6 protein-coding genes are annotated in these 19,776 nt (G+C 60.6%); 2 read left to right on the forward strand and 4 right to left on the reverse strand.

The features are described 5' to 3' along the window. The first annotated feature begins 311 nt into the window (after positions 1-311). A complete protein-coding gene (locus tag QZ511_RS12440) occupies positions 312-1,319 on the forward strand; it encodes a DUF2955 domain-containing protein (protein ID WP_295802833.1) in 1,008 nt (335 codons plus the stop codon). Positions 1,320-1,439: 120 nt separating this feature from the next. On the opposite strand, the gene QZ511_RS12445 is transcribed toward QZ511_RS12440, so the two are convergent. The 3 genes from QZ511_RS12445 to QZ511_RS12455 form a co-directional block, all read right to left on the reverse strand. Next, positions 1,440-6,425 carry a S8 family serine peptidase gene (locus QZ511_RS12445; RefSeq protein WP_295802834.1) on the reverse strand — a complete coding sequence of 1,662 codons (4,986 nt, stop codon included), beginning with the start codon at positions 6,423-6,425 and terminating at the stop codon, positions 1,440-1,442. Between the two features lie 381 nt (positions 6,426-6,806). Beyond that, positions 6,807-11,936 carry a S8 family serine peptidase gene (locus QZ511_RS12450; protein WP_295802835.1) on the reverse strand — a complete coding sequence of 1,710 codons (5,130 nt, stop codon included), beginning with the start codon at positions 11,934-11,936 and terminating at the stop codon, positions 6,807-6,809. 286 nt (positions 11,937-12,222) lie between these two features. Beyond that, positions 12,223-17,370, reverse strand: coding sequence for a S8 family serine peptidase (locus QZ511_RS12455; protein WP_295802836.1), 5,148 nt, complete (start codon positions 17,368-17,370; stop codon positions 12,223-12,225). Positions 17,371-17,659: 289 nt separating this feature from the next. Between QZ511_RS12455 and QZ511_RS12460 the strand changes: the two genes are divergently transcribed. After that, positions 17,660-18,364, forward strand: a complete 705-nt coding sequence (locus QZ511_RS12460; protein WP_295802837.1) for a response regulator transcription factor — start codon at positions 17,660-17,662, stop codon at positions 18,362-18,364. Between the two features lie 86 nt (positions 18,365-18,450). Here QZ511_RS12460 and QZ511_RS12465 read toward each other — a convergent pair. Beyond that, positions 18,451-19,776: long-chain fatty acid--CoA ligase (locus QZ511_RS12465; protein WP_295802838.1), on the reverse strand; the 1,326-nt coding region annotated here is incomplete at its 5' end.

The raw sequence follows: 19,776 nt of genomic DNA on the forward strand, positions 1-19,776 counted from the left end.
CCGTTGTAATAGAGCAGGAACAGTCGCTGCGCGTTGGTGGGAGTTTCCGCTAGTTCCGCGCGCAGAAAAGACATTGGCGATTTGGCCATGCTGGGTCTCACTTCCAATCTCACGTCAGCAGCACCCAATTAACGACACAGGTAGCCGTGTGCCGACCAGGGGCATACCGTACAACGTGATTACACGAATATGGTCTTAGCTAAAGAGTAGTCGCACGGATATCAAATCCGCTGGGGCCGCCGCTCAGAAAAAGGATGAGCAAAAGGACTGGACGCCACGTGATACGAGTGCACCCCCGAGACAAAGCGCCTATGCCCCTGGCCGCACGGCGCTGCTTTCGCCTCGCCTTTACCACCGCATTGTCGCTGGCGCTCTGCTATGGCCTCGACATCGGCATTCCCTTTGTAGCGCCGGTATTCGCGGTACTGGTGGCAGCGGTGCCGGCACCACCGCCCGGCGCCCGCGCCGCCCTCGGGCTGGTGCTGTTTCTGGCCGCGGCCCTGGGCGTGGGCATTTTGATCGGCCCACTGCTACAACAGGCCCCGTTTAGCGCGCTACTGATCATTGCCGTGGGAGTATTCTTCAGCTACCGCCTGGCGATCAGCGGTGGCAAGGCACTGCCGGGAACCCTGCTGGCGCTGGGGTTTGCGGTGATTCCCGCCGCGGACGTGGCCAGTTCGGCGCTCGCGTCGGCCCTGCGGGAAGCGCTGGTGCTCGGCATGGCAGTAGCGATTATCTGCCTGTGGCTGGTGTACCCGCTATTTCCCGAAGATCCCGCACCGCAACGCCCAGCGCCGCCAGTTCCGCCACCGGCGGAAGACAACTGGCTGTCCCTGCGCGCCACCCTGATCGTGCTGCCGGCATTTGCCTTCACCCTCACCAATCCCGCCACCAACCTGCCGTTTCTGGTAAAGAGCATTCTCCTCGGGCGCGAGGCCAGTGAGCTGCAACTGCGGGATGCCGCTTTGGAACTGGTGGGCTCCACGTTTCTCGGCGGCCTGTGTGCGGTACTGGTGTGGTGTTGCCTGGGGCTCGCGGTGGAGCTGTGGTTTTTCAGTGCATGGGTACTGCTGGTGAGCCTGCTGGTTGCCGCGGGCTGTTATCAGGTGATCCGCAACCCCCTCTCCCCCGGTTTCTGGAGCAACACCCTGATGAACATGCTGATACTGCTGGGGGCCGCAGTGCAGGACAGCGCCCTCGGCAACGATGTGTACCGGGCATTTCTGGTGCGCATGACGCTGTTCCTGCTGGTGGCGGTGTACGCCACGGTGGCCGTGTATCTACTGCAGCGGTGGCGGGATCGGAAGCTGTCCCGGTGAAGTTTCCCGGGGCGGATGGCCGCCAGACAGCACACATAAAAAAGCCCCGGCCTTGCGGCCGGGGCTGGATCAGACGCATACCTGGCTGCGTCTTCAGTCAATGCCCAAAGGGCGTGCTGTTCAGTGTTGCTTGCGCATCACTCGGAAGCGGCGGACCAGGCCCAATACCATCAACAAACCAAGCATCACGGTTCCGCTGGAACCACCGGATTTTTTCTTCTTGGGTTCTTCAGGTTCCGGCTGCGGTTCGGGCTGTGGATAAGTACAGCTGCCGTCGTCCGTGGTGGCATTTTCGTCGTAATTGTCCGCATTGGAATCCGTACAACCGGGCTCTTCGCCATCGGACACCACCGTCAGCATAAAGCTGGTGGAAGCCGCGTCGCTGGAGTACTCATTGTCCTGCACGGTTACCGTGACCAGCGTTTCGCCGTGGAAGTTGGCTTCCGGGATCAGGTTGAAGCTGTCACCGTTAACCTCGGCAGAAACATGCTCACCGCTCACGACCACCGTGTTGGGTACCTCGTTGGCGTCCACATAGGTCACTGCGATGCCGTCGATACGACCGTTCTCCGCCACGCTCATATCTTCGATTTCCGCCAGCTGGATATTGCCGTTCACCGCGATGTTGTGCACCTCGGTTTTCTGCGGCTCACCCTGCAGATCGTGGGTGAAGGTCAGTTCCAGCTCCGAGCCGGTAGCCGCGGGCTGCACCAGTGCCTGGAAGGTGACTTCCACCAGGCTCTGCTCCGGGCCCACATAGTCGAAGCACAGCACCAGGTCGTCACTCAGTTTCTGGTCCAGGTTGTCGAAACCGGCCACCGTGTAGAGCATGCCGTTCTTGGGACCGGCGCGGTTGGACATGGCACTGTCGAAGCCTTCGGTCATCACCACACCATCGGCCAGGTTGGCACCCAGGTTGTCGTAGGCGTAGATGATTTCGAAGCGGCCTTCGCGATCGTCGATACCGCTGCGCAGAATTGCCTGGAAGTCGTATTCGTCGCCGGTGTTTTTATCGGTGACGTTGTCGTATTCCAGGAACAGCAGATCGCCGAGGTCCGGGCGCTCGGAGGCGTACTGGGAGGCAATGGTCAGGCCCCACGGGTCTTCGTAATGACGGCGGTACTTCATTTCGAAGGAACCGCGCCAGAACGGTGCCAGGGCTTCGTACAGGAAGCCGGGGCCGCGGTGGAAGCTCATCTGCCACCAGAAGGTGTTGAACTGCAGCGCGCCCACGGTATGCATGCGCACATAGCCGGCGTTGGGCTGGTTATAGACCTTGAAATCCGCGTTTTCGTTGGCGAACAGCCACCAGATCGGCACGTCGTAGTTGACCCGGTAATCACCCGCAAGCCACTCCGCATTTGGCTGCATGCCGAAATCGCCCTTGAGGTCGATGTAGCCACCAGTGGAGTACTCGTCGATCAGCGGTGTGTGACACATCTGATCTTCGACGTTGCTGGTCATCACGTACTCGCGCTTGATATTGCGCGTGGACAGCTGCTGGCCGGCGAGGGACAGGCTGCGGTCATCCCACTGGATAGCGTCCTGGAGTTCCTCGGTGTTGGCGCGGATGCTTTCGCCCAGCAGGCGCATGCCTTCCGGCAGGTCGATTTTCAGGTCGTAGTTGCGGTCGTCGCTCTCCAGGTTCGGCCGAACTTTTACCTTGAAGTCGATGACATCCAGCGCGCGCGCCTTCTCCTGGCTGACGCTCCACTGCACGGCATCCTCGCCGCGAGTAACGTTCACCGAGGTGAAGCCGAGCGTGCCTTCGGCACCGGGCATATTGCCCAGGTCGAAACCGCCGTAGAACTTTTCGCCCTGCGCGGATTCCGGCAGGTTCCAGCTGATGGTCAGCGGGTACTCGCCGTTGCCGTCGTGGGAAGCGGGGCCGGAAACCGACAGGTTGCCCTGGTCGGAATTGGGTCCCAGTATCGCCACCCCGGTTTCGGCTACCACTTCGCGGTTGCCAGTGTTGACGGTAGCGACCCAGTAGGTACCGGCTTCCGGATTCTGGAAGTTACAGAAGTTGTGTTCAGACTGGCTGGTGGATACGCACACGGCCTCGCGGTGATATTCACTGGACAGCGCATAGGGATCCGCTTCCATTTCACTCGCTGAGGGAATGAAACCGCCATTGCCGTTCAGGTCCCGGCCCACGATGATGAACGGGTGATCCACAAAGTAGCGCGGATTCATGTTCTCTTCGGTGCTGGTGGTCTCGGCGGACAGGGACTCAGCCACAAAGCGCACGGTATTTTCCGGCACCTCCACGGTCTGAATGCTCCACCCTTTATCGATGTTTTCCAGCGAGAGGAATGCGGACACATAATCCAGAGTTGCGCTGCTGATTTCCGGCTTAACCAGGCCGTAGTAGCGCGGCGTCAGCTGGCTGTAATCACCGGTGTCGACCATCAGGGTTTCGGAACCCTGGTCGCGGCTCGCATCGATGTCCACCGACAGCGGCAGCTCGTCGTGCACATTGGCCGCGACTACCGGCATATGCAGCTCCGGAGAATTGCCGTTGACCTCGGTCAGTACAACCGTACCGTCGAAGTAGGTGAAGTTGTTCTTCACCACATCCCAGGGATCGGACGGATCCTCCGGCTCCACCTTGTGCTCCAGCGGTGCCGGCAGCGTGGCGCGCACCACGAGCGACTGCGTCTCTCCGGCCTTGAGGCTGAAGCTGCTCGGGGTGACCTCGATCTCCACGCCCGCCTGCTTACCGACGCCGGTGGCGTTCCACACACCGTCTTTGGTGGCGGTGACGGTGCGCAGCCAGGTGCAGCTGCCCTCACAGTCGGAATTCGCCATGGAAGCCAGGTTTACCTGACTGGCGATGCCACCATTGCGCGGATTGGCGTCCAGGTAATTTTCGATCGACTCGTCCATGACCAGGCCGGTGTTGGCCGCGCGCTCCACATTGATAGCACCGGCGCCCACCTGGAAGTGGGTGTAGGGCTCGAAGCGGTAAGACCCGGACTTCAGATACACAGGGCCCGCGGTCAGCATCAGCGCCGACTGGATTTCTGCCGGGGTCCACTCCGGGTGCAGCTGCTTCAGCAGCGTCATGGCGCCGGCAGTGTGCGGCGCGGCCATGGAGGTGCCGCTCATGAAGGTCCAGTCGGAGGCCGCCGGGAAGGCGGTAAACGGCTGGTCGTCGGCGTTGGCCGCATAGATTTGCACACCCGGCGCGGTCAGGTCCGGCACCAGGGTGTCGTTGGTGCGGCTCGGCCCCATGGAGCTGAAGATCGCCAGGTTGTTACCTTCCTCTTCGACGAACTCGTAGGTGTTGGTGAAATCGCTGATGGTGGCACGGGCAGTACCGGCGCTGCCGTTTACCCAGCTTCTGAGTGTATAGCGGTAGCGCGACTCCACGTGGATACCCGGGATCACATAGCTGTCCGCAACCACGCTTTCGCTGGAGGACAGGTTCTGCAGGATAAAGCCACCGGCGCCGCCGGCGGCGACATTCTCGGCCTTTGTCACACGGGCGATATCGCCGCGCTCACAGACGACGATCTGGTCCGCGGTGAAGGTGCCCGCCGGGAAAGGCACATTACAGGTGCCCGCAGAATATGCATCACCGGTATCCGGGTCTGCGTAGTTCTCCGCCAGTACCACTTCACCGGTGAGACTGCCGCTGAAGCTCTTGCCGGGAATTTCCGTGTAGGGCATGTAACCACTGCCCTCGAATCCGGACAGGGTCTTGTCGCCGGCGCTCAGTACCCGGTCATGGGTGGAGGCGCCCACGGTGGTCACCCAGGGTGCCACGTTGTCGGCACTGTAGTAGCTGGGGCCGGAGTTACCCGCCGCCGCGGCCACCGAGATACCCGCTTCCCGCGCAGACAGGAAGGCCAGTTCCATCGGGTCGTTCCAGGGGAAGTTTTCCGCTCCGCCGATGGAGAAGTTGATCACGTCCACCACGCCGCTGGCGATGGCGTCTTCAAATGCGGACAGCAGCGCGGATTCGGGGCATCCCGCATAGGGGTCGCCACCGTTGCCCGGCCAGCACACCTGGAATGCCATGATGCGCGCTTCCGGGGCCACACCGGAGGTGGATGGGAAGTTAAAGCCCTGGTCGATGCCGTCGCTGGTGGCCGAGCCGTCGAAACCCTGCAGCGGGGTATTTTCGATGCGGTTGCCGGCGACGGTACTGGCGGTGTGGGAGCCGTGACCGTGGTAGTCCTCGCCGTTGGCGGGGCGAATCATGTTGGTATCCCAGGGTCTTTCCTGGAACTCCGGTGCACTGTAGACATCGGTGATCTCGGGATAGGAGAAAACGCCGATCAGTTTGTCGTTACACAGGCTGGCATCGCTGGCGCAGTCACCGGCGTAGACGCCGTTGCCGAGCGGGTTGCCCGCAGCGTCGAAGCCCTCACCGGCAAACGCCGGGTGATCGGTGTTGATGCCGGTATCGACAATACCGACGACCATGCCTTCACCCTTGGCGCTGACGCCGGACGGGCTGCCGCTGCCATCCCAGAGTTTGTCCGCGCCGATGAATTCCGGGCCGCGGTCGGTGTTCAGCTGGAAAATCCGGTTGGGAGTGATGCGTTTCACCCCGGGCTGACGCGCCATGATCTCGGCGTCGCGCTGGGACATCTCCACTACCATCGCATTGTTGGCCAGGGTGAAGTTGCGTTTGACCGCGATATTGGCGCCGGCACTCTGCGACTTGTGCACCAGCGTCGACTGGCGCTCCAGCAGGTGCTGGCTGTATGCCTTTACCGGAGCGCTGTTCATCAGCACCCGATCGCGCACCATCACCGAACGATTTTTCGTGGCCTTGGTAGAAGCGTACCCATCAACACCGCCGTCGTAGGTTGCAACCGGTTTATCTTCCAGCTGCACGATGTACAGCTGCCTGCCGGTAACGCCCGGTTGCGGCTGGAAAATCTCCCCCGGGGTGACGGCCTTGTGGCGGTTGGGCTTGCCCTTGCCACCAATATAAATATCGCCCTCGAGCACCGCTGCGCGCTGTACCTGCAGGGCTTCGAGCTCTTCGGTGGTAAATGTTGGCTGGTGGAATGTTGAACCGGAGTTAACCCCTGGAGTCGAAGCCGAGAGCGCACCACCGACATAGAGCGCCGTCAGCGTTGCGATCATACTTCGCTTGAATATCGGGTTTTTATACTTCATCAAAATGACCCTAATTTTTTGGATATTGTTTTATCTATTTTCGGAAATCTTCTGATTTTTTAATTTCAGAAAAATACTGGCGTGCCTGCATCGACAGGAGTCCCGCCGCACACGCAATGCCCTTGTTACTGTAAAGGGGCGACAAAAGTTTCCGGGAAGAATAATTTGTATGAAAATGGGCGCAGAAAAAAATCCTGCCTGATATAGATTCACAGAATCCGGGAAAGATTTTTTAGAGGGTTTTTGAAACAAAATAGCCCCGGTCTTGCGGCCGGGGCTCAAGCGGGCGAACGCCAGGTTCGCCGTTACAGATGGATTCTCAGATAAACTGGGCCAGTTGCACCTTTATCATTTATACGCGGTCAACCGGAAGCGGCGACCCAGACCCAGCAGAATCAGCAGGCCGAGCATCCAGGTTCCGGTAGAACCGCCGGACTTTTTCTTCTTCGGCTCTTCAGGTTCCGGCTGCGGCTCGGGTTCCGGATAGACACAGCTGCCGTCATCCGACGTTGCGTTCTTGTCGTAATTGTCGGCGTTGATATCAGTACAGCCCGGTTCCTCACCATCGGACTCCACCGTCATCATGAACGACTGGCTGACCTTGTCGGCAGGTGCCTGCTCGTCGGCAACCGTTACCGTCACTTCCGTCTCGCCATACCAGTTGGTTTCCGGGGTGATGGTGATGATAGAACCGGAAGCGTGACCGGATACCGTTGCGGAGATGTGCTCGCCGCTGACGGAGATCAGGTTGGGTGCCTGGTCCTTATCGATGTAGACCACCTCGACTTCCGCGGGGGTGTTTTCCGCAGTGGTCTGGTCGGCGATCGCGACCATGGTGAGGTTGCCCGGCACCACAATGATCTGAGTCTTCACTTCCTGGGCCATACCGTCGATATCGCTCACGAAGGCCAGTTCCAGATCCTGTCCGGCAGCGGTTTCCGCCACACGCACCTGGAAGCTCATATCAAACTGGGTGGATTCCGGGCCCACGTAGTCGTAGCACACCACGAGATCCTTCTTCAGCTTGGTATCCAGGTCGTTGTAGGCGAAGCTCTTGCCCTTCTCCAGGTTGAAGTAGTAGGGGTAGCCGAAGATATCCAGCGGGCCATAGTTACCGTGCAAGCCGACAGAGCCGGCACCGGATTCACCGGCAAAGTCCAGGTCGCCGTAGGCCATGGTGAACTCGAATTCACCCTCGCCGTAGCGGTAACCCCGGTGCACGATCAGGTCGAAGTTGTAGCGGTCCGCCTTCTCGCTCATCACACTGCCGCCGGACCAACCGACATCCAGGTTCTGGGTACGGGCGTTGACCCACTCGATAATAATATCGTCGATATTATTTGCCGGATCCTTGGCCCAGGCCATCGCAATACCGGAACCTTCGGTCTTGTCGTACGTCTGGTTCAGCGGTGTGCCGAGGGCGTCAACGTCGGCGCCGAACCAGCTTTGATTGTTCACGATACCTCTCCAGAATACGCCGATGAAGGGCGTATAGGGGTCGGAGTAGTAGGGGAACTTCTGGTGCGCGAGGTGCGCTGAGGGATCCCAGGAGTACTCCAGTGCGGCAAAGCCCTGGGGCGACACCACCAGCCACGGGGAGGCATGGTAATCCTCGTTGTGGTACAGGTTCATGCCGGCGTTTTCACCCCAGAAGCGGCTCAGCGGAACGCGGAACTCCGGGTTCACCCACTCGGTCGCACTACCGCCCATGTCCGGCACTATGTTGTAGTTCTGGAACAGGCCGACAAAGCCACCATCGTTGGGGCCGCCGTAAGTGGGCGTGCGACACATCTGGTCGGTTTCATTGGTGGTGATCACGTAATCCCGCGCCCAGTCCTGGGAGTTTTCCTGCACGCCGTTCACGCGGATCATGTTGCCATCCACGGTGAGCTTGTCGCGCATCAGCGGGTTGTTGATCTTCACCGAGTCTTTCACCAGGGTCAGGCCCTCTGGCAGCTGGCCGATCAGATCGATCTCGCGGTCGATACCAGAGTTGTTTTCCAGTACATGCACGGAGACATCGATGATATCGCCGCCCACGGCCTGGGTCTGGCTGGTGGCGAGGCTGACATCGTCGACGCTGCGGGTCAGTTTGACCGGCACGAAGCCGAGGCTGCCCGGTGCGTTGCTGGTACCGATATCGAAGCCGGTGTAGGCGACGTCACCTTCCTCCAGGCCACTCAGGGTCCAGTTCAGGTCCAGGTTCACGGCCTCGCTGCCGTCGGTGCTCGCCGGTCCCTCGATCTGCAGGCCGCCGAAGCTTTCCGGCACTATGGCAGTGGCTACCTTGTAGGTATCCACCAGCTCGGCACCTTCATACTCCGTGTAGTCACGGGCCCACATGCGCGCGTTTTCGACCATCACCCAGTAGCTGCCCGCATCCGGGTTGGTGATGCTGCAGTAGTTGAGCTGGATATTGGTGGTGGAGGCGCACAGCAGTTCGGTATCGATGTCCGCTTCGCCGTCACCGTCCGCATCGCGGCCGATATAGATCGTCGCCCAGCCGTCCAGATAGCGTTCACTTTCCTCGTGCCAGCCCGGCCCGGCCGCACGCTCCAGGACCTCGACCACAAAGCGCGCGGTGTTTGCCGGCACGTCATGCAGGGTCACGCGGGCGTGGCCCGGTTCGTAGTCGCCGTCCATGCGAATCGGGAAGTGGTTTTCATCCTGGGGCAGGGTCACGTCCTCAACCATCGCCTTCACCGGGGTGAAGCCGCGGTAGGCGATGCTGTTCATCGCCGGCAGCGGCAGATCCTTGAGATGGTAGCTGCCGTTGTCGCGGTGCGCCTCAATGTTCACCATGGTGGGCAGGCCGCTGCGGTCGAAGTTGATCGACACCGGCCAGTGTGCGTCGGGGATAGAAGCGTCGGTGGACTCGAAGCGCACCTGGCTCCACAGTTCCATCTGCTCCAGATTGTCCACACCGCCGAGCATGGTGTTGTTCTCGAACTGCATGTCGGTCAGGTCGGCGCGGAACACGATGGTCTGGGTCTCGCCCGCCTTCAGCTCGAAGCTCGCCGGGAAGGCCTCGATCTTGGCACCCGCCACCGGCATCTCGCCCTCGCCGGTATTCCACACATCGTAGGTCCAGTCGCCATTGCTCACGGTCCAGCTGCCATCGCGGGTGGCGCGCACGGTACGAACCCAGGAGCAGTTTCTGCGGCAATTGTTGTCGGCCAGCTGCGGCAGGTTCAGCTGCCGTACGTCGCCGCCGTTTCGCGGGTTGGCGAACTCGAAGTTGGCCGCGGTCTCGTCCATCACCAGGCCGGCATCCACCGCGGCGGCCACGTCTACACGGCCGGCACCGGCGCGGTAGGTGTGCGCCGGGCGCGGGTCGTTCCACTCGTTGATTTCTTCGAGCACTGTCTGGGACGCGGTCATCAGCAGCGCGGACTGCACCTCAGCGGCGGTCCAGTCTGGATGCGCCTGGCGCACCAGGGTCATGGCGCCGGCCACATGGGGGCTGGCCATGGAAGTGCCGTTCAGCATCCCCCAGTCCTGGGACAGGGATTCCGAGAAGGGGTGCTCGTCGGCGTAGGCCGCGAGAATACCCACACCGGGCGCGCTGAGATGCGGAGCCAGGCTGCCAGTGAAGTGCTGGGCCGGGCCGCGGGAGGAGAATTCCGCGAGCATGTCGCCGGCGCTTTCATCAAGAGTGCGGCTAATGCTGCCGCCGCTGATGGTGATGCTGTGATCGGTGCCGCCGTCGTTGACCCAGTTCAGCAACCGGTTGCCCGGGGAGTTCTTGATATGCAGAGCCGGCAGTGGATAGATATCGTTGAACACCTCCGTCTCTGCCTTCGTTATGCCGCTGTAGTAGGCTTGGTTGTAGACGATGATGCCGCCGGCGCCGCCGGCCTGCACATTGAAACCCTTGGCCACGCGGGCGTTTTCACCGCGCTCACAGATTACGATCTGGTCGCTGGTGAAGGTGTCCGGGGCGAACTCGTTCAGGCACTGTGCATCGCCGTAGTCTGCGGCGATGACCGGTGTGCCGGTCACGCTACCCTCAGAGAAGCCGGCCTTGTCGTTGGTGTAGAAGGTCGGCGGAGTAGTGGCGCCGCCACTCATCTCGATCGTGTTACCGGTGATTTCCATCACGCGGTCGGTGGTGCTCGCGGCAACCGAGGTGTACCAGGGTGCGGTGTGGGACAGGGTGTAGAAACCCTTACCGGCGTTGCCGGCGGAAGCTGACACGGAAATACCCGCTTCGCGCGCGGACAGGAAAGCCAGCGCGGTGGCGTCTTCCCACGGGAAGCGGTCGCCGCCGCCGATGGAGAAGTTGATGACGTCAACGCCGTCCTGGATAGCCTGGTCTACCGCTTTCAACATCACCTCGGTCGGGCAACCGCCATTGGCCGGGAAGCAGACCTGGTAGGAAACGATATTGGCGTGAGGCGCGACACCGGAGGCCTGCTCGAATTCGAAGCCGCTGGGAATGCCGTCGCCGTCGCCCGGGTAGCCACCCAGGTAGGGCACATTGTGCACCACGTTGCCCGCGGCGGTACTGGCAGTGTGGCTGCCGTGGCCGTTGTAGTCCTCGCCGCTGGGCGGGCGCACACCCTCGAAGGTGTCGGTAATAAACGGCCAGCTCCAGACGCCGATCAGCTTGTCGTTACAGGTAGCCGCGCCGGTGGCGCAGTCACCCACGTAGACACCTTCGCCCCAGGGGTTGCTGTGGTCGTAGCCATCGTCACCGATGTCGGCGAAGGAAATGTGATCGGTGTTGACACCGGTATCCAGGATACCGACGATCATGCCCTCCCCTTTCTGCTCCAGGCTGCTGGCTGCGGTCTCGCCGCTCCAGATCTTGTCAGCGCCGATAAATTCCGGACCGCGATCGGTATGAAGCTGCAGCATGTCGGAGCGCTGCACAAAGGCCACCTGTGGCAGCTTCGCCAGCTCCTTCGCCTGCGCCTGGCTCATCTTCATGGTGAAGCCGTTGATGGCGTCGGTGAACTGCAGTCGCGGTGCGCGCTTCACGCCCAGGGCGCGGGCTTCCTGTACCACCGCCTGCTGCTTATCCATCAGGTAATTCTTATAGCCGACGGCGCGGTTCTGTTGGACTGTTTCCAGTCCGCGGGGGCCGCGCGGCATGGCCAGCAGGCCCTGCTCCGCTTCGTCGCGCAGTACGCTCTTGGCGGTGGCGGCGTAGCCCTTGACTCGTCCGTCGTAGGTGGCTACCGGCAGGTCCTGCAGGCGGATGATGTAGACATCTTCTCCACTGCGCTCCGGCTCGTGGGCGAACTTGTCGTCGCTGGAGGCTGGGCGAATCTGCTGATTGAGCGCGCCGGGGCGGCGCTGCTGGGGAATGGCTGAATTTTGCGGTTGCTGCTGGGTGCCCGCTTGCGCCATACCGGCCAGTTTTGCGGCCTTGATCTGTTGCAGCACAGGCGATGGATGAGTGGTGACCGCTGCCGTCACACTGCTGGCGCAGATGGCGGACGCGATCACCGTCGCTAAGGTCTTTATTTTCAATTTATTACTTCCTTGGTGTGTTCATTATTTTTGTGCTACTGGGCGCATGGCAGCGCACAGCGTCCGTTTTGATATCATGGGAAATGGAAAACTTCTGTCCCAATTTGTCCGACATGGAAGGGATGGAGAGTCAAAAAGATGACGCGTAACGAAACAATCAGGTTTGAAACATTCGCTGTAGCCATAAATAAAAAGCCCCGGCCTTGCGGCCGGGGCTCAAGCGGGCGAACACCAGGTTCGCCGTTACAGATGGATTCTCAGATAAATTGCGCTAGTAGCACCTTTATTATTTGTGAGCGGTCAGCCGGAAGCGGCGGCCCAGGCCCAGCAAAATCAGCAGGCCGAGCATCCAGGTTCCGGTAGAACCGCCGGATTTTTTCTTCTTCGGTTCTTCCGGTTCCGGCTGCGGCTCGGGTTCCGGATAGACACAGCTGCCGTCGTCCGACGTTGCGCTCTCGTCGTAATTATCGGCGTCGATATCGGTACAGCCCGGTTCCTCACCATCGGAGTTCACCGTCAGCACAAAGGTCTGGCTCGCCTTGTCGGCGGGAACCTGTTCGTCGGCTACCGTTACCGTCACTTCGGTCTGGCCATACCAGTTGGCTTCCGGGGTGATGCTGATGGCGGAACCGGAGGTGTGGCCCGATATTGAAGCGGTGATGTGCTCGCCACTGACGGAGATCAGGTTGGGCGCCTGGTCCTTGTCGATGTAGATCACCTCAAGACCTTCCAGAGTGGCGTTTTCATCCACGGTCTGGTCGGCGATCTCGACCAGAGTCAGGTTGCTCGGCACCACGATGATCTGGGTCTTCACTTCCTGGGCCATACCGTCGATATCGCTCACGAAGGCCAGTTCCAGATCCTGCCCGGCAGCGGTTTCCGCCACGCGCACCTGGAAGCTCATGTCAAACTGGGTGGATTCCGGACCCACGTAGTCGTAGCAGACCACGAGATCTTTCTTCAGTTTGCTGTCCAGGTCGTTGTAGGCAAAGCTCTTGCCGACTTCCTGCTTGAAGTAGAACGGATAGCCCTGGACATCCAGCGGGCCATAGTGGCCGTGCAGGCCGATAGAACCGCCACCGGGCTCGCCGGCAAAATCCAGGTCGCCGTAGGCCATGGTGAACTCGAATTCACCCTCGCCGTAACGGTAGCCTTCATGCACGATCAGGTTGAAGTTGTAACGGTCAGACTTCTCGCTGTTCAGGGTGCCGCCAGTCCAGCCGACATCGAGGTTCTGGGTACGGGCGTTGACCCACTCGATAATAATATCGTTGATATTATTTTCCGGGTCCTTGGCCCAGGCCAGCGCGATACCGGACCCTTCGGCCTTGTCGTAGATCTGGTTCAGCGGCGTGCCGAGAGCGTCGACGTTGGCACCGAACCAGCTCTGAGAGTTCACCGTACCCTTCCAGAATGCGCCGATAAAGGGCGTATAGGGAGCGGAGTAGTAGGGGAATTCCCAATGCGAGATATGCGCCGAGCTATTGTACTGGGCCTCCAGCGCGACATAGCCCTGGGGTGACAGCACCAACGCAGGATAGGAGCGGTATTCCTTGTTGTTAAACAGATTGATACTCGCGTTTTCCCCCCAGAAGCGGCTCAACTGAATCCGGAATTCCGGATTTACAACGTCAGTGGCAACACCGCCCAGTTCCGGCATGAAACCGTAGTTCTGGAACAGACCGATAAAGCCGCCGCTGCTGCCGCCACCGTAGTTGGGCGTGCGACACATCTGGTCGGTTTCACTGGTAGTGATCTTGTAATCGGGTTTCCAGTCGCCGGAATTTTCCTGCACGCCGTTCACACGGATGATGTTGCCATCCACGGTGAGATTGTCGCGCATCTGCGGGCTGTTGATCTTCACCGAGCCTTCCACCAGGGTCAGGCCTTCCGGCAGCTGGCTGATCAGATCGATCTCACGATCCAGGCCGGAGACGTTTTCCAGCACATGCACGGAGACATCAATGATGTCGCCACCGATGGCCTGGGTCTGGCTGGCGGTGAGACTGACATCGTCGACGCCGCGGGTCAGTTTGACCGGCACGAAACCGTGGCTGCCCGGTGCGTTGGAGGTACCGATATCGAAGCCGGCGTAGGCGACGTCACCTTCCTCAAGGCCGCTCAGGGTCCAGTTCAGGTCCACGCCCACGGCCTTGCTGCCGTCGCTGCTCGCCGGTCCCTCGACCTGCAGGCCGCCCACATTGGCCGGCACTACCGCGGTGGCAACCTTGTAGGTATCCACCAGCTCGAAGCCTTCGTACTCGGTGTTGTCTGCGGCCTTCATGCGCACGTTTTCGACCATCACCCAGTAGCTGCCCGCATCCGGATTGGTGATGCTGCAGTAGTTGAGCTCGATCTGGGTGGAGGAGGCGCACAGCAGCTCGGTGTCCATATCCACTTCACCATCAGCGTCCGCATCGCGACCGATGAACACGGTGGCCCATCCGTCGAGGTAGCGTCGCTTGGCCTCGTTCCAGCCCGGTCCACTGATGTTTTCCAGTACTTCGACGACCAGGCGTGCGGTGTTTTCCGGCACCTCGAGCATGGTCACGCGCGTGTGGCCCGGATTGTGGTCCCCGTCCATGTAAACTGGGTAGTGGTTGTTGTCCTGGGGCAGGGTAACTTCCTCTACTTCCGCTTTTACCGGGGTGTAGCCGCGGTAGGCGATGCTGTTCATCGCCGGCAGCGGCAGGTCGTTCACGTGGTAGCTGCCGTTGTCGCGGTGTACTTCAACGTTGACCATGCTCGGCAGGCCGGCGCGATCGAAGTTGATGGATACCGGCCAGTGCGCATCGGGGATGCTGGCGTCGCTGGCCTTGAAGCGCACTTCGCTCCACAGCTCCACTTCCGGCTGATCCTCGACGTCGAGTACGCCGTTCCACTCCCACTGCACGTCGGTGAGATCCGCGCGGAACACGATGGTCTGGGTCTCGCCAGCTTCCAGGCTGAAGCTCGCCGGAAAGGCCTCGATCTTGGCGCCCTGCATCGGCTTCTCGCCCTCGCCGGCACTCCACACATCGTAGGTCCAGTCGCCGTTGCTCACTGTCCAGCTACCTTTGCGGGTAGCGCGCACGGTGCGCACCCAGGAACAGTTGCGGCGGCAGTTGTTGTCCACCAGCTGCGGCAGGTTCAGCTGCTTCACGTCGCCGCCGTTTTTCGGGTTGGCAAACTCGAAGTTGGCTGCGGTCTCGTCCATCACCAGACCGGCATCCACCGCGGCAGCCACATCTACGCGGCCGGCGCCGGCGCGGTAGGTATGGGCCGGGCGCGGGTCGTTATACGCATCGATGGGTTCGCGCACCGTCTGTGCCGCGGTCATCAGCAGTGCGGATTGCACTTCGGCCGCGGTCCAGTCCGGATGCGCCTGGCGCAACAGGGTCAGGGCACCGGCCACATGCGGGCTGGCCATGGAGGTACCGCTGATCATCGTCCAGTCTTTGGCGAGACCGCCGGTGAACGGCTGCTCGTCGGCGTAGGCCGCGAGAATGTTCACACCAGGTGCACTGATATGCGGTGCCAGGCTGCCGGTGAAGTGGGTGGCCGGGCCGCGGGAGGAGAAGTCCGCGAGCATATCGCCGGCGCTCTCGTCTAGGGTGCGGCTAATGCTGCCGCCGCTGATGGTGACACTGTGATCGCTGCCGCCATCGTTGACCCAGTTCACCAGTTTGGTGCCCGGATAGTTTTTGATATGCAGACCCGGCAGCGGGTAGATATCGTCGTAGACTTCTGTCTCTGGCGCCGTCATACCGGGGTATGAGTCGTTGTAGAGAATAAAGCCGCCGGCGCCGCCGGCCTGCACGTTGAAGGCCTTGTCGACACGGGCGTTCTGGCCGCGCTTACAGATTACGATCTGGTCGCTGGTGAAGGTGTCGGCGGCGAACTCGTTCAGGCACATTTCGTCGCCGAAGTCCGCGGCGAGTACCGGTGTGCCGGTCACGCTACCCTGAGAGAAACCGGCGATATCGTCGCTCTTGGGATCTGTCTCGCTGACCCAGAAAGACGGCGGATTGGTGGCGCCGCCGCTCATCTCGATACTGTTGGCGGTCACCTCCATCACGCGGTCAGTGGTGCTCGCGGCCACCACGGTGTACCAGGGTGCGGTGTGCGACAGGGTGTAGAAGCCCTTACCGGCGTTGCCAGCGGAGGCCGCAATGGAAATACCCGCTTCGCGCGCGGACAGGAAGGCCATGGCAGTGGCGTCTTCCCAGGGGAACTTGTCGCCGCCGCCGATGGAGAAGTTGATGACGTCAACGCCGTCCTGGATGGCCTGGTCCACCGCCTTCAGCATCACCTCGGTGGGGCAGCCGCGGTGGTCCGGGAAACAGACCTGATAGGAGATGATGTTGGCGTGGGGCGCGACACCGGATGCCTGCTCGAATTCGAAGCCGGTGGGAATGCCGTCGCCGACACTCGGCGTGCCGCCCAGGTAGGGCACATTGTGTACCACGTTGCCCGCCGTGGTACTGGCGGTGTGGCTGCCGTGGCCGTTGTAGTCCTCACCGCTGGCCGGGCGCACACCTTCATAGGTGTCGGTGATAAAGGGCCAGCTCCAGACGCCGATCAGCTTGTCGTTACAGGCGGATGCACCGGTGGCACAGTCGCCCACGTAGACGCCTTCGCCCCAGGGGTTGGTGTGGTCGTAGCCGTCGTCACCAACGTCGGCGAAAGATACGTGATCGGTGTTGATGCCGGTATCCAGGATGCCGACGATCATGCCCTCGCCTTTCTGCTCCAGACTGCTGACGGCGGTCTCGCCGCTCCAGATCTTGTCGGCGCCGATAAATTCCGGACCGCGGTCGGTGTGCAGTTGCAGCGTGTCGGAGCGCTGCACAAAGGCCACCTGCGGCAGCTTGGCCATTTCTTTGGCCTGCGCCTGGGTCATCTGCATGGTGAAGCCGTTGATCGCGTCGGTGAACTGCAGTCGCGGCGCGCGCTTCACACCCAGGGCGCGGGCCTGCTGCACCACGGACTCCTGCTTGTCCATCAGATAATTTTTGTAGCCTTGCGCGCGGCTCTGCTGGACTGCTTCCAGTCCGCGCGAGCCGCGCGGCACGGCCAGCAGGCCCTGCTCCACTTCGGCGCGCAGCACGCTCTCGGAGGTGGCAGCATAGCCTTGCACACGGCCGTCATAGGTCGCTACCGGCAGGTCCTGCAGGCGAATGATGTACACATCCTCGCCGCTGCGCTCCGGCTCGTGGGCGAACTTGTCTTCGCCGGAGGCCGGGCGGATCTGCTGGTTCACACCGCCAGGGCGGCGATGCTGGGGCAGGGTTGAAATTTGCTTTTGCTGCTGGGCGCCGGCTTGCGCCATATCGGCCAGTTTGGCCGCCTTGATCTGTTGCAGTACGGGCGATGGATGAGTTGCGACCGCCGCCGCCACACTGCTGGCGCAGATGGCGGAGGCGATTGCCGTCGCAAGGGTTTTGATATTCAAAGAACTACCTCCAGAGAATATTACTTATCGTTATTAATCTGTACCGCGAGGCTGCGGCCAGAACCTGACATGAATATCACGGGAGACCCCGCAGAGCTGTCTCAAATTGTCCCGTGTGGGTGCAATCTCTGCGTGTTGGAAGTGGCTGTCGTGAATTGAAAAAATTTTGTCGCGCCGTGGAAAGTCCGAACTTTCTCTCTCTAATAAAATTCAGGGAACAAATATAAACACCGCAGGATGATGGACTAACAGTCCGCGTGCTCCGGTGTAGTATTCGGAAGTATTTGAAATGCGTGGTAAGCGAATACTCTTAGTCGAACAGGATCTGCGCCTTGCGCAATCCGTAATTGACGCCCTGAGAGAACTGGGCGTCGTGCTGTGGCATCTGAACGATGGCGGCAACCTGGAGCGGGTGCTCAGGTACGGCGAGTTCGATCTGGTGCTGACTGATTTCACCGCGGACCCTGCCCAGGGTATAGAAATCATTCAACAAATCCGCCGCAATTTCAGCGGCCCCTGTCTTGTCTTATCGTCTTTGCACGACGTCTCGTCGCAACTACAAGCCTTTGAACTGGGCGTGGATGATTTTATTTCCGAATCAGAGGATCCCCGCCTGCTATTGGCCAGGATACGCGCAAACCTGCGGCACTATGAGGGTCACGACTACAAAGGTGTCCGCAACAACAAAAAAAACAAAATTAAATTAGACAACCTCACGATAGATTGGGACGACCAATTTGTCCTGGTCGGAGACAGACCCTTTGCCCTGTCCACGGGCGAACTCGAACTTCTGTGGATGCTGGCCACGCATCCTCAACAGGCTCTCAGTCGCGAATTTCTGTTTATCAATACACTCGGGCGCCCCTACGACGGCCTGGACAGAACGATAGACAGACGGGTTAGCCGCCTGCGCAAAAAAATGGATTCCCATACAAACCTCGCTCTTACCGTGCGCACCATATGGGGCAAAGGCTATATGCTCGCAGGAATGTAGTCACATCGGATTGGCGGAGTGGATAACCGACGAGGCGACCATTGATGGCCGCCCCGACTGATTGACTGACGGAATTGCGGCGACAGCTACCGCCAAACAAAAGCTTCAAACTGCACCCGCAGGTCCTTCTTGCTCACCTTGCCGGTTGCGGTATGGGGAATTTCACTGACCAGTTCGCAGGCTTCCGGAATCCACCAGCTGGCCACCTTGCCGCGGAAATGCGCCAGTAATTCGGCTGGCTCCGGTGCCTCACCTTCCCGCGGAACAACCACCAGCAGTGGGCGCTCGGTCCATTTTTCGTGATAGACGCCAATCACCGCCGCTTCCGCCACCTGGGGATGGGTCATGGCACAGTTTTCCAGCTCGATGGAGGAAATCCACTCGCCGCCGGACTTGATCACATCCTTGGTGCGATCGGTGATCTGCATGTATCCATTTCCGTCGATGGTGGCCACGTCGCCGGTTTCGAACCACCCGCCCGCATCACAGGCATCGGCTTCGGCCTTGAAATAGCGTTGAATCACCCAGGGGCCGCGCACCTTGACCGCCCCCGAGGCTTTACCGTCCCAGGGCAGTTCCACGTCGTTTTCATCGACGATTTTCATATCCACGCCGTACACCGGGCGGCCCTGCTTCAGGCGCACCGCCGTCTTTTCGCCTTCGTTCCAGCTCTCCATATGCGGCCGCAGGGTGTTGTAGGTCCCGAGCGGGCTCATCTCTGTCATTCCCCAGGCCTGCTGCACCTCTACCGCATATTTATCGCGGAACTTGTCGAAGATCGGTTGCGGACAGGCAGCGCCGCCGGTAGTCACCCGCTGCAGGCTCGGCACCTGCTGGCCGGATTTCTCCAGGTATCCCAGTAGCGCCAGCCACACGGTGGGTACGCCGGCGGACAGGGTAATTTTTTCCTCATTGATCAGGGTGCACAGGGTTTCGCCATCGCCCATCTTGGGGCCGGGCATCACCAGCTTGGCGCCCACCATGGGGCCGCTGTATACCAGCCCCCAGCCGTTCACATGGAACATGGGAACAATGGGCATCACCACATCGCGCCCGGACAGGCCAAAGGCATCGGGCAGGCAGGATCCGTAGCAGTGCAGCACGGTGGAGCGATGGGAGTACAGAACGCCCTTCGGATTGCCGGTGGTGCCGGAGGTATAGCACAGGGAGCTTGCGGTATTTTCCTCGAGCTCCGGCCAGTCGAATTCGTCACTTTCGTCCGCAATGAGGGATTCATAGCAGATCAGATTGGGGAGCCGCGAGTATTCCGGCATATGCGCCTCGTCGGTCAGCACCACGAAGCCTTTTACCCGCGGTATCTTCTCGACGAGTTTTTCCAGTATTGGCACAAACATCACATCCACAAACAGATACTGGTCTTCCGCATGGTTGATGATGTATTCGAGCTGCTC

The sequence above is a fragment of the uncultured Microbulbifer sp. genome (assembly GCF_913055755.1).
In the GTDB taxonomy this organism is placed as follows: domain Bacteria; phylum Pseudomonadota; class Gammaproteobacteria; order Pseudomonadales; family Cellvibrionaceae; genus Microbulbifer.